The sequence below is a fragment of the Echinicola vietnamensis DSM 17526 genome, from assembly GCF_000325705.1.
GTDB classification, from domain to species: Bacteria; Bacteroidota; Bacteroidia; order Cytophagales; family Cyclobacteriaceae; genus Echinicola; species Echinicola vietnamensis.
Map to the genome: position 1 here is coordinate 1,189,018 of NC_019904.1, position 12,763 is coordinate 1,201,780.

Below are 12,763 nucleotides of genomic sequence, written 5' to 3' on the forward strand. Positions count from 1 at the left end.
GTATCCACAATGCTGCATGATAGCAATAATTTATTAAATCCGCCTATTATCTTTCACCCTTTACGACCACTGCCCACATGCCAGCTATTCACGGGCTGGGATTTAATGAGGTAATTCGCACATCAAAAGAAGTCAAACCCACGTATCTATAGCAACGGAACAGATACTGGCCAAAGTCCATCACGTGTTAAGGAATTCCTTCGAGATGAAAAAATCCTATTCAGCACCAAAGATCAAAGTACCTCGCTTCAAGGAAGAAAATGGCTTCTATACGACGAAGCAGCGGTCTTTTATGATGTCTCGGATCAAGGGAAAAGATACGAAACCGGAAAAACTGCTCAAAAAGGCCCTTTGGCACACCGGCCTCCACCATCGCAGCAACAAGCGCAAACTACCAGGAAAACCGGACCTCACTTTTATCAAATACAAGTTGGTCATCTTTGTTGATGGTGCATTCTGGCATGGGCACAACTGGCCCGAGCGCAAACAAGCCATCAAATCCAACCGTGCCTTCTGGATTCCCAAAATCGAACGTAATATCCAGCGGGACCACGAAATCAATGCCCTCTACCACCAAAAAGGCTGGACAGTGCTACGCTTCTGGGATTTTGAAGTGAAAAAGGAGTTGGGGGTTTGTGTGAGGAGGGTATTGGAACACAAATCCATATTTTAATCTACTTCTAACAATCATTCTCTAAATCTCTCTTTATTATGATATTTCAAAAACTCTGGGTCCGGTAAAAACTTTGATGGAAGGATTATCTGTTTATCGTGGTAGGTAAGAAAAAAACTCTTTATAGCGCTACTTTTACTGAGTCTTAACCGATTTGAAACAACAATCCTATAATCTGGAGTTATGGTAAATAAACCATTCTCAAATGCCTTATCATGAAGATTATTAATTAATAGTCCATTTCTTGGATTTAACCTATTTTCCTTGCTCTGACTCCATGGTAAGATATGTCCAGCTATTAATAATTCCTTTTCCTGAATTCCTGTTATGCAGCATGTATTGTTGTAAGAAGCGAGAATAGTATTTCTAAAAAAATGTTGATTAATTCTAGTTTTACTTAAAATTGACTGATCCTTACCTTCTTTAAGTGAAGCTGTATTTTCTTGATTTTGAATTGATAATCCATTTCGATATTTATCAAGCAAAATTTCACTCTGATATGCTGCTTCTTCCCAATTTTGATAAAAATCTTCCCACACAGCCCTATCAAGCTTGCTTGTATTATATGCACCTTTTATTCCTCTTGCTTGCAAACTAGGATCTAGGCTGGCAAAATTGACTAATTTATATGCAACTGATCCGGGAGTTCTATTTATTAACTTTGCAAGGTTAATTACATCTTGATTCCTAGTATGGATTTTTCCAAAAGGCAATTTACAGTATAAATTAATAGCCAATATTAGTTCCTCTCTTGACCACAATCTTTGCCCTTTTTGCATATTAAGTTTCTTTAATTCCGTACTAAATTTAACACTTTCCAAAAAACCAACCACGTAAAATCTCATATCTATGGATTCCAATCTCTCTCCCTTAACAAACCAATAACCTTTATTCCCTTCCCAATCCCGTAAAAAGCCCTAATTTTGGGGCATGGAAAATTATGCAGTGATATTTGATATGGATGGGGTGATCTGCCATACCAACCCCTTCCATTCCCAAGCCTTTGATCGTTTTTTTGAAAAGCGTGGCATGAAAGCCAGCAAAGAGGAATATGCCAAGCACATGTATGGAAAGCCGAACAGTTATATTTTCAGCTATTTTCTCCAGCGAGAGGTGACGGCGGAAGAGTTGGTCGAATTGGAAAATGAGAAGGAGGGGCTATTCCGGGAAATCTATGCGTCACAAGTCACTCCGGTGCCGGGCTATATGGAGTTTTTGGCTGGCCTAAAGGGACACGGTTTCCGAACGGGCGTGGGCACTTCTGCCCCTCGTGCCAATATGGACCTTATCATCGATACCCTAGGCATCCGATCCAACATGGAATCCCTGATGGCCAGTGAAGATGTGACCACCCACAAACCCCAGCCAGAAGTTTACCTGAAATCTGCGGACAATTTATCCACAAATCCCGCCAATTGTGTGGTATTTGAAGATTCCTATTCAGGAGTTTCTGCCGGAATCAACGCGGGAATGAAAGTGGTGGGCGTCCTGACATCCCACACGAAAGAGGAACTTCCTCCCTGCGACATTTACATTAAAGATTATAACGAAATCACCGTGGAAAAAGTACAAAAGTTGCTACAATAATTTCAAAAGCAATTATGTGTATATAAAAAACGAAATCGTGTGGAAAAATCTGTGGATAAAAGATTTTCACACGATTTTTTTATTCGCCCATGGCCGTCATCACCAACCTTCTGGAACCGCCATGATCCCTAAACTCACCCAAATAAATGCCCTGCCAAGTCCCTAGGGCAAGTTTTCCCTTGGAAATAGGTATCGTCACAGAGCTGCCAAATAAGCTACTTTTGATATGGGCAGGCATATCGTCAGGCCCTTCATAAGTGTGGATAAACCGTGGATAACTTTCCGGAATCATGTCATTAATAAACGTCTCAAAGTCTTTTCGGACTGTAGGATCCGCATTTTCATTGATGGTCAGCCCAGCAGAGGTATGCTGGATGAATACCTGCAACTGGCCAGCTTGAATATCCTTGATTTCAGGTATCCCAGCCTCCACTTCACCGGTAATCAAGTGAAAGCCTCGGGAATAAGGTCTAAGTGAGAGTTTTTTCTGAATAAATTTCATCTTAGCACAAACTTAGTGATCCTGTCATGAAATATAAATAAGCGATCAGGTTAATATTTCTACTTCCGCAAATTGAATCAATGGCCGCCATGTGAGGGAACAATATTCATCCACCACCACAAAAAAATACAGCCACCGATATAAATTGATAAACACAGATGCTACTTCATAAACTCCTCCACCGAATCCAACATCCAAAAAAGAAATCCGTGAACATCCATGTGCATCCGTGGCCCCAAATAATACAGCCACTGATACAAATGATAAACACAGATGCCACTGACAAACTACCCATCAAATCCTACATCAACCAAAAACAATCCGTGAAAATCCACGTTCATCAGTGGCAATAAATAATACAGCCACCGATACAAATGATAAACACAGATCCCACCTCATAAACTCCTCCACCGAATCCTACATCCACTAAAAAAACATCCGTGAAAATCCATGTGCATCCGTGGCCAAAAAATACAGTCACTGATACAAATGATAAACACAGATGCCACTGACAAACTACCCATCAAATCCTACATCAACCAAAAACAATCCGTGAAAATCCTCGTTCATCCGTGGCAACAAATAATACAGCCACCGTTACAAATGATAAACACAGATGCCACCTCATAAACTCCTCCACCAAATCCAACATCCACTAAAAAAACATCCGTGAACATCCATGTGCATCCGTGGCCAAAAAATACAGTCACTGATACAAATGATAAACACAGATGCCACTGACAAACTACCCATCAAATCCTACATCAACCAAAAACAATCCGTGAAAATCCTCGTTCATCCGTGGCAACAAATAATACAGCCACCCATCAATGAAACAATCGCTGGTACATCTCCTCGAGTTTTGTAACTGGAATGACTTCAATATTAAATGTGGATAAGTCAACTCCCTTTACGGCATATTTGGAAACAATGATCTTTTTAAATCCCAGCTTATCCGCCTCAGCAATGCGGTTTTCGATGCGGTTTACCGCCCGTATTTCCCCACCTAAGCCTACTTCCCCCGCAAAACACAAATCTGGCGATACCGGTGTATCCTCATAAGAAGAAAGCAATGCTGCACATACCGCCAAATCCAAACCCGGATCGTCCACACGCATGCCTCCCGCCACATTCAGGAAGACATCCTGCTGTCCCAAACGCATCCCTCCACGCTTTTCCAAAACGGCCAGCAGCATGTTCAAGCGCTTGGCATCATGACCGGTGCTGCTTCGCTGGGGGGTCCCGTAAGTGGCTGGACTGATCAGCGATTGGATCTCGATGAGCAAAGGGCGATTTCCTTCCAGCATGGCGCCAATCGCCACGCCATTGAGCACTTCCTCTCGCTGGCTAAGGAGAATCTCGGAGGGATTGGCTACCCCACGAAGCCCATCCGCCCGCATCTCATAAATGCCCAGTTCGTTCGTAGAACCAAAACGGTTTTTGGATGTCCGCAGTATGCGATAGGAGAGGTGTCGGTCACCTTCAAACTGCAAGACCGTATCCACCATATGCTCCAATATCTTGGGACCAGCTATGGAACCATCCTTGGTGATATGCCCTATCAAGAACACCGGAGTTCCTGTCTCTTTAGCAAACTTCATCAGCTCTGCCGTACATTCACGCACTTGGGAAACTGATCCCGCCGCAGACTCCACGTGTTTGCTGTGCAATGTCTGAATCGAATCGATCACCAACACATCTGGCTTTAGTGCTTCTATTTGCTGAAAAATCACCTGGGTATTGGTCTCGGAGAGGACAAAACAATTCTCACTGTGATATTGCATCCGGTCCGCACGCATTTTGATCTGGCTTTCACTTTCCTCGCCGGACACATAAAGCACCTTGGTTTGATGTAAGACCAAGGCAATCTGAAGCATCAACGTCGATTTGCCAATCCCCGGTTCACCACCAATGAGGGTCAAAGATCCAGGCACAATTCCTCCGCCAAGCACACGGTCCAATTCGGCATCTGCCGTGACCAATCGCGGATGCTCTTCATAATTGATCTCCTGTAACTTCCTGGGTGAATTATGACGGGTGTTTTTTTCAGATCCCTGTTTCCAGCTTCCTCGGCCCGTTTCTTCCTTGTGGATAACCTCCTCCACGTACGTATTCCACTCACCACAAGCAGGACACTTGCCTACCCATTTTGGACTTTGTGCGCCACAGTTTTGGCAAAAGTAAGCCGTCTTTATTTTAGGCATGTTGTTTAATTATTAACACATATTCTAGTGAAACTACCTAGTGCAAAAGCAGTCCACCCATTTCATAAATGTACCTCAGCTAATGGATGGGATCATCGTGGTACAATCGCATAGCATCCAGTCCGCTGGGCTATAAATTTTAATTTTCTAGTGGGCTTCCAGCCAATCTTTTCCTACACCTACTTCCACCTGCATGGGTACTTCGATCTCCAATGCCTTGGTCATGAGTTTTGGAATTTCCTTTTTCAACAGGTCCACTTCATCCTTATGGGCATCAAAAACCAATTCATCATGCACCTGAAGGATCATCTTGGACTTCAATTGCTTCTCAAGCATCCATTGATGCACATGGATCATGGCCACTTTGATCATATCGGCAGCACTTCCTTGGATGGGAGCATTGATTGCATTTCGCTCAGAGTAGCCGCGCATGGTAGCATTTCGGCTGTTGATATCCCGAAGGTAACGGCGTCGGCCAAGGATGGTTTCCACGTATTCATTTTTACGTGCCTTTTCTATGCAGTCATTCATGTACTGGCTCACGGCGGGGAATTCCTTGAAATAGGCATCTATTATCTCCTTGGCCTCTCCCCGTGGGATGTTAAGCCGCTGCGACAGGCCAAAAGCAGAAATGCCGTAAATGATGCCGAAGTTGGCCGTCTTGGCCTTTCGCCGCATTTCACTGGTCACTTCTTCCAGGGGAACCTGGAAGATCTTGGCAGCCGTGGTACTGTGGATATCTCTTCCTTCCCTAAATGCTTCCATCATGGACTCATCCTTGGAAAAAGCCGCCATAATACGCAATTCGATCTGACTGTAATCCGCCGCTAAAATCACATGCGCTTCATCACGCGGCACAAAAGCCTTTCTGATTTCCCTACCTCGCTCCGTCCTAATGGGGATATTCTGTAAGTTGGGATTGATAGACGATAGCCTGCCCGTAGCAGCAACTACCTGATTATAAGTAGTATGAATGCGATCAGTTTTAGGATTGATCAAAGTGGGCAAGGTATCCACATACGTGTTCTTTAGCTTTACCAACTCCCGATAATCCAAAATGGCCCGTGCTATTTCATGCTTGGGTGCAAGCTTGGACAGCACCTCTTCACCGGTAGCATATTGGCCAGTCTTGGTCTTCTTGGCTTTTGGATCAAGCTCCATTTTCACAAAGAGCACCTCTCCCAATTGCTTCGGAGAAGCCAAGTTAAATTTCACTCCTGCCAAATCATAAACACGGGCTTCGATCTCCGTAATATCTTTCTCAAGGGCTGTGGATAACTCCGCCAAACTTTCCTTATCAATCTTGACACCCTCATACTCCATCGCCGTCAGCACAGGAATCAAAGGCGTTTCCACTTCATAGAATAGCTTTTCCAAACCCCGCTCTTTCAAATCTGGATTTAGCTTTTGTGCCAGCTGCAAGGTGATGTCAGCATCTTCTGAGGCATATTCGACCACTTTATCCACATCGGCATCACGCATGTTTCCCTGGGATTTTCCCTTCTTGCCAATCAGGGTTTCGATGGATACGGGCCGGTACTGCAAATAATGCTCCGCCAGCCAATCCATGTTGTGCTTTCCCTCTGGCTCGATCAGGTAATGTGCCAGCATGGTATCATAAAGTTTACCCTTCAGCGCTATCCCGTAGTTTTTAAGCACCAACGCATCGTATTTGATATTTTGGCCAATTTTGGTGATGCTTTCATCTTCAAAAACCCCTCGCAATGGCTCCAATAGCTTTTTGGTTTCCTCCTGATCAGCCGGCACCGGAATATAGAACGCCTCTCCCGGCACATAGGCAAACGACAAGCCCACCAACTCAGCTTTGTTGGGATCGAGATCGGTGGTTTCAGTGTCAAAGCAAAATTCATCCTGGATTTCCAAGTACTCGACCAATTCCTTGATGGCGGCCAACCCTTCCACCTTATGATATGCATGCACCATGGAAGTCACTGTGGCCAACTGATCCGGCACTGGAATAGGATTGGCTTCCTCCACTTCTTCCTCCTCCGCATCTTCAGCAGGTCCCGTAAAAAGTCCCAATTGCTCATTCACTTTGACGGCAGGCTTTTTCATTTTCTCTCCAAAAACCCGCTGCGTCAATGTCCTGAATTCCATTTCTGCAAATAGCGCTTTGAGCTTTTCTTCATCAGGGCCATCATAGGTCAAATCTTCAGGATTAAACTCAATGGGCACATCTTGTTTGATCGTGGCCAGGGATTTGGAAAGCAGCCCTTGCTGGCCAAAGTTTTCCACATTTTCCTTTTGCTTGCCCTTCAAGTCACCCACATGCTCCAGCAATCCTTCGATGGTACCATAGGCCTTCAGGAGTTTTTTGGCAGTTTTTTCACCAATCCCGGGAATGCCGGGAATGTTATCCACAGCATCACCCATGAGGCCCAAGATATCCCTTACCTGATCGGGATCTTCTATCTCCCACTTGGCACAAACCTCCTTCGGCCCCATGACGTCCACTGCATTTCCCATAAAAGCAGGCTTATAAAGGAAAATATGCTCTTCTACCAATTGCCCATAATCCTTGTCGGGCGTCATCATGTATACCTCAAAATCCTTATACTCTGCCTTTTTGGCTATCGTTCCGATAATATCATCGGCCTCGTAGCCATCCAGTTCCAAGATCGGAATGTTAAACCCATCCACAATTTGCTTTACCCATGGAATGCCCACCGTAATATCTTCCGGTTGCTCCTGCCTGTTTGCCTTGTACGCTTCAAACTGCTCATGTCGAAAAGTAGGGGCAGCCGTATCAAAAGCGACGGCAATATGACTGGGCGATTGCTTCTCAATTACTTCCAAAAGGGTATTGGTAAAACCAAGCATGATTCCGGTATTCAGTCCTTTGGAATTGATCCGGGGGTTTTTGCTAAAAGCAAAGTGGGCCCGATAGATCAGGGCCATGGCGTCTAAGAGAAAGAGTTTTTTCTTGTTGGAACTGGGCATGGGATTAATCTGCTTAAAATGTATAAATTATCCTATTCACCATTCTGCTGAACAGCTCAGGGAAGGCTAAATTACAAATTATAATGGAAAGCAAACCTAGTCTTCAAACGGTAATTGGTATTACTTTCTCCCTTCACACAGGAAGACCTCCATAAAGCCCTGTTCGCAAAATTCATCGTTCCACTTTTCCACCAATTCACACACCATGGTGCATTTACATCTCAAAACACAAATAAGGCCAATGAGACCGTCACCAAATGGAAGCAATTACCTTATCCACACCAAAAAATAACAACTCCTTCATTTTTTTTGGCAAGCTATGCTATTTTGGTTTAAAATTTGATTAGCACATTACCATTAGCGGATTGTGGATTTTGCAATGCGTTTTATTTTCGTAAATTCAAAATGAAATATTGTTAACTGTTTATCACTAAATCAAAAATGAATATGAAAAAAATCGCCTACTTTTTAGCGGTCGTATTTTGCTTTGCTGCTTTTTCACCAGCAGCCATGGCAGCGCCCGAGAAAAAAGACAAAGACAAGACCGAATTATCACCCGAGGAAGAGGCTAGACTCGCTGAAATCAATGAACGTGTAGACGAAATCAAAGCCATGGATTTCTCCGAGATGAGCAAAGATGAAATCAAGGACGTCAGAAACGAGTTGCGCGGAATGAAAAAGGAAGCCAAGGCCATGGGGCAAGGCATTTACCTTTCCGTGGGTGCCATCATCATCATTTTGTTGATTTTGATCTTGGTAACCTGATAAGGTGCTGAAATCCACAAAAAAGGCTGATCCTAATCATATGATCAGCCTTTTTTTATAACTTGTTGATATACAATACTTTTAAATCACTGAATAATATTTCTAATTTAAATCTTTACCCGGTTAAAGAAACACTTTAAGTCAACTTTAGCATTAGGGGTCACTCGTGACATTTATGCATTCCCTTTGCGGAGAGCCTTTGAAGCGTATCATTTTTCCGATAACTCAATTCATAACCCTGGAAAAATGGCTTGATCCACGTTAACCTCATTTCAATTCACGGATAAAAGGATAAACACGGATTTGCAATACCTTAAACATCCTATCTGCAATTATCCGTGGCCAAATAGAGACCACCGGTAGCAAGGAATTTAGGAATACATGCATGGGAATGTTCTTGTTTTATTTTGCCTTTAGGTGGTTCAAAAGTTGCTGTATTTGTTGCCAAGTCTTATCACTCAGTACTGGCTTATTTACCCTTTCTGATTCGTTTTTTTGATAGTTATCCACAATAGTTGTAGCACGCGCTTCGCTATCAGGATGGGTACTTATCCACGTAAGATAGCTTAGCGCTTCATGGTCGTCCAAGGACATTTTAAAAAGAAAATTGGCCAAGTGCTCTGGGTCAATCTGGGCATTCTCCATGTATTCGGCAGCTTTAAGGTCCGCCGCTCGCTCCTGATCCCGATCAAAGGCGCTAGAAGAAAGTAATTTTGCCACCTCTGCTACGCCAGCACCAGAGCTGCCCGTAGTTAGTGATACCAACATGGATATCCCCACCTCTTTGGCCAGCTTTTTCATGACGTGGTTTTCTTCGATATGTGCTATTTCATGGCAAATGACGCCTGTAAGCTCTTCTTGCTTATCCACATTCCTGATCAGCCCCGTGTAAAGCACCAAATATCCATCGGGCATGGCAAATGCATTTACCTCATCCTTGTCCAGGATCCGCAATTTGATGTTTTCCACATCGAGTTGATTGGCTTCGTAGACGGCGGTAAGGATACTGTCCATGGCCAATACCAAGGTATCATTGGTGACTTCGTCGGCCTCGCGGGAATATACTTTCCACAGCTCTTCACCCAGCTTTTCCTCCAGCTGATCACTGGAAGATTCCCAATTGAAAAGGGAAAGCCAATCTACTTGAGCCAACATAAACCAGCCCAACAAAAACGATCCCAGCACCGCAAATCCTTGGAGGTATACCTTTTTCACCATGACTCCTTGCAAATTTGATTCGTGAGCAATCCATAAAACCACCATTCGATGTGAATGCCCTTCCTGATTTGGATCGCACTGTATATCGTGGCGATAAATTCCGTCAAGTTGGCCACTAAAACCATTATGATATAGGCGACATAGGTGTTGCTCAATTCCGTGTCTTTGAAAATCAACGAAAGGGTCCACCAAAAACCAACGGTGTTGATAACAAATAGGGTAAACTGTGAAATCAAGGCTTGTGTACAGTGCCAACGCACAAAATAGGTTCCTTTGCGGTTGCCCAAATAAAAGATCAGGGTGGCCAGTAAATTGATTATGGGCAATGGTAATCCCGCAATCAAAGCCACCAACGACATCAGGTAGCTATTGGAAGCTTTTTCTGCTTCGTGCTCGCTGGGCTTGTACTCAAATGTACGGACATGTATCATAATCCTTTATAGATATTCCAACACCAATTGATCAACACCAACATACCCAAGGGTATGGCCCTGACGGGGTTTCTGAGCCAGATTTCAAACCGCTGATAACTTATCCACAGTGAATCTTTCTTCAGCAATAGGTCCATTAACAACCAAACCGGACCAACCGCCAATCCCACTGCCACCAAAAAACCCAATGGATTACTGTAAAATGCACCATTCATGTCTCCGTGTATGATGGCCATTACCGCTCGGGTGATGCCACACGAAGGACACGGGATACCCGTGACATTTTTGATCAGGCATAAGGTAGGGCCATGACTGTGGCTCATCGCTGCATGGAGCTGGTAAACCAACCATCCATAGCCCATTCCAAAGCCGATCGATAGAATGGTATAGAGTTTATTCCTGCTCACGATCAGTGGATCCAATTTCATTTGTGGTTGGCGCTGTGCGGTGCAATGCAGCCAGGGTTTCTTTCAGCTTCATCCCATTTTTTTCCCTTGCTACTCCTGGAATCATAAACCAATCGATGATGGACCAGATCGCAAAGCCACCACAGGTAAGCAATTTAAGGATGCCAAGTCCCGTATCGCCCACCATAAAGCGATCGATTCCCAATTGTCCGCCCACAAGGGAAATGACTTGCACCGAATTGGGATCGTAAAACTGCAGGGTCTGAATGCCTTCCCAAGCGGGATCATCCAGCAGGTGCAAGCGTTCGCGGATAAAAGGAAGATGATGCGCTTCAAAATACTTACTGTTCATCATCATAAAAAGGTCTACTTTAGCTACTTCCATTTGTGTGTATTGATAAGTGATAGATATGCAAACAATATATCATGTGGCCAGCCACAAAAACTTCAAAACCCTATCAAAAAATGAAGGTTGATTTGAGGTCAGGCGACTAATATACTATAAAATACAAAAGGTAAAAAACCGTAAAGCAACGACAGCCAATGGTACCTCTTAAAATCATCACTCACCCTTTAGTGGGAACCCACCGTTTTACCCTTCGCTAATCTTCCAGTGTTTTCAGGTAGCCCTTGACCACCAATGCCTTCCAAAGGACGTAAGAAAGCGGAATCAACCAAAAAAGCTCGTTAAAGCCCAAATGAAAGATGGTACGCTTGTTCCATCCGATGATATCCACATAATAGAGCACAAACCAAATGGCCGAAATGAGTTTTCCACCAATTCCCACCATGGTCAGGTAAATCCATGAAATCGGATAAAAAGCACTTAAAAACAACAAAAAGCCAATAATCAACACAAAACTACCATAAACACTGGTGTCCAATACGACTGGCTCGTCGGGAAACATGGCCAGCCAAGAGACCAAAGGTTCTCCCATCCACTTAAAAAATGCACCCCAAGCCACCGTAAGCATTCCCGAAAGCAGGATGATTCCTCGCATTGGCATGGTATATCGTGGCATGGTAGGATCGGTAGTCGGACGGGTATCGAGCATCATGTGATTATTTACAATAGTACTTTACAAAACTAACGCTTACCGCATAATTTCACACCATCCCACGCAGGCTTTTATCCCCATGTAAATCCGGATTATTTTGTATTTTAGTCCTACTCATCTTCAGCAAAATAATATGCCAGACTTCCATCCTTCTCACGATGAGCGTATAGATGCTTATATTCATACATCCCAGCAGTTTGCTGAGCCCATTTTACGGCATTGCAGGGCCTTGGTCCACCAAGCCTGTCCAGAAGTGGAAGAAACCATCAAATGGGGCATGCCTCATTTCATGCTAAATGGCGAAATTCTATGTAGCATGGCCGCCTTTAAGGCCCACTGTGCATTCGTATTTTGGAAAGCTGCGCTGATGAAGGATCCTGCCTTGCAGCAAAATGCTGCCGAAGAAACGGCCATGGGGCATTTGGGGAAAATCACCCATTTAAAAGACCTGCCTTCTGATGAAAAAATGCTGGCTTACCTCCATGAAGCAGTGGAGATCAATAAAAAAGGAATTCCACTTCCCAAAAAGAGCCCTGCCTCCAAAAAAGCCCTCACCGTTCCGGACGACCTCAAAGCAGCCCTTGAACAAAACCCTGCTTCGCTGAATACTTTTGAACAATTCAGTTACACGCATCAAAAAGAATACATCGAATGGATAACCGAAGCCAAAACCAGCGCGACAAGAACCAAACGCCTCCATACGGCCATTGCCTACATGGAAGCGGGAAAACCACGCAATTGGAAATATATGAAGGAATGGAAAAATAAATAGATCAGCCTATATCGAGCGTACTCTTCCATTTTCCAGACTCGTCAAAGACGTCGTATTTTTATGCATCATAGTCCTTTAGTTTTTGCTATCCCTTGGTTTCCTGCCCTTTAGGACCTAGCAGCTTACAACTATTAAGCCTACATCACCAAATTTTATTATTGATAACAATTCTTTAATCAAAATTT

Annotated in this window: 13 protein-coding genes; 4 read left to right on the forward strand and 9 right to left on the reverse strand. The window is 43.9% G+C overall.

Annotation, left to right across the window (positions count from 1 at the left end; all coding sequences use genetic code 11):
• Positions 1–205 precede the first annotated feature (205 nt).
• Entirely contained in the window at positions 206–673 is a 468-nt protein-coding gene (locus ECHVI_RS04975; RefSeq protein ID WP_015264862.1) for a very short patch repair endonuclease, read from the forward strand.
• Between the two features lie 14 nt (positions 674–687).
• Here ECHVI_RS04975 and ECHVI_RS04980 read toward each other — a convergent pair whose 3' ends face one another.
• The gene (locus ECHVI_RS04980; RefSeq protein WP_015264863.1) at positions 688–1,452 is read right to left on the reverse strand and encodes an HNH endonuclease; all 765 of its coding nucleotides are present in this window, start codon (positions 1,450–1,452) and stop codon (positions 688–690) included.
• Positions 1,453–1,603: 151 nt separating this feature from the next.
• Between ECHVI_RS04980 and ECHVI_RS04985 the strand changes: the two genes are divergently transcribed.
• Positions 1,604–2,260, forward strand: coding sequence for an HAD family hydrolase (locus ECHVI_RS04985; RefSeq protein WP_015264864.1), 657 nt, complete (start codon positions 1,604–1,606; stop codon positions 2,258–2,260).
• Between the two features lie 79 nt (positions 2,261–2,339).
• Here ECHVI_RS04985 and ECHVI_RS04990 read toward each other — a convergent pair whose 3' ends face one another.
• The 3 genes from ECHVI_RS04990 to polA all read right to left on the reverse strand — a co-directional run bounded on the left by ECHVI_RS04990 (position 2,340) and on the right by polA (position 7,927).
• A complete protein-coding gene (locus ECHVI_RS04990) occupies positions 2,340–2,762 on the reverse strand; it encodes a secondary thiamine-phosphate synthase enzyme YjbQ (protein ID WP_015264865.1) in 423 nt (140 codons plus the stop codon).
• 827 nt (positions 2,763–3,589) lie between these two features.
• Complete coding sequence (gene radA / locus ECHVI_RS05000; protein WP_015264866.1) at positions 3,590–4,966, reverse strand: DNA repair protein RadA; 1,377 nt, start codon at positions 4,964–4,966, stop codon at positions 3,590–3,592.
• A 147-nt stretch (positions 4,967–5,113) separates the two neighbouring features.
• Positions 5,114–7,927 (reverse strand): DNA polymerase I, encoded by a 2,814-nt coding sequence (gene polA / locus ECHVI_RS05005; protein ID WP_015264867.1) that lies wholly within the window; start codon positions 7,925–7,927, stop codon positions 5,114–5,116.
• A gap of 447 nt (positions 7,928–8,374) precedes the next feature.
• Here polA and ECHVI_RS05010 point away from each other — a divergent pair, with 447 nt between their 5' ends.
• Entirely contained in the window at positions 8,375–8,692 is a 318-nt protein-coding gene (locus ECHVI_RS05010) for a hypothetical protein (protein WP_015264868.1), read from the forward strand.
• Positions 8,693–9,094: 402 nt separating this feature from the next.
• Here the strand turns inward: ECHVI_RS05010 and ECHVI_RS05015 are convergent, their stop codons facing one another.
• From ECHVI_RS05015 to ECHVI_RS05035, 5 genes are all read right to left on the reverse strand, one after another.
• Positions 9,095–9,910, reverse strand: coding sequence for a M48 family metallopeptidase (locus ECHVI_RS05015; RefSeq protein WP_015264870.1), 816 nt, complete (start codon positions 9,908–9,910; stop codon positions 9,095–9,097).
• Complete coding sequence (locus ECHVI_RS05020) at positions 9,904–10,341, reverse strand: magnetosome magnetite crystal formation protein family (RefSeq protein WP_015264871.1); 438 nt, start codon at positions 10,339–10,341, stop codon at positions 9,904–9,906. The genes ECHVI_RS05015 and ECHVI_RS05020 overlap by 7 nt, the downstream gene beginning before the upstream one ends.
• Positions 10,338–10,769 (reverse strand): DUF2752 domain-containing protein, encoded by a 432-nt coding sequence (locus ECHVI_RS05025; protein ID WP_015264872.1) that lies wholly within the window; start codon positions 10,767–10,769, stop codon positions 10,338–10,340. The genes ECHVI_RS05020 and ECHVI_RS05025 overlap by 4 nt, the downstream gene beginning before the upstream one ends.
• A complete protein-coding gene (locus tag ECHVI_RS05030; RefSeq protein WP_157501226.1) occupies positions 10,735–11,133 on the reverse strand; it encodes a TM2 domain-containing protein in 399 nt (132 codons plus the stop codon). Before ECHVI_RS05030 ends, ECHVI_RS05025 begins: the two co-directional genes overlap by 35 nt.
• A gap of 217 nt (positions 11,134–11,350) precedes the next feature.
• The gene (locus tag ECHVI_RS05035; protein ID WP_245553430.1) at positions 11,351–11,806 is read right to left on the reverse strand and encodes a hypothetical protein; all 456 of its coding nucleotides are present in this window, start codon (positions 11,804–11,806) and stop codon (positions 11,351–11,353) included.
• A 133-nt stretch (positions 11,807–11,939) separates the two neighbouring features.
• Here ECHVI_RS05035 and ECHVI_RS05040 point away from each other — a divergent pair, with 133 nt between their 5' ends.
• Positions 11,940–12,578, forward strand: a complete 639-nt coding sequence (locus ECHVI_RS05040) for a YdeI/OmpD-associated family protein (protein ID WP_015264875.1) — start codon at positions 11,940–11,942, stop codon at positions 12,576–12,578.
• The last annotated feature ends 185 nt before the right edge of the window (positions 12,579–12,763 follow it).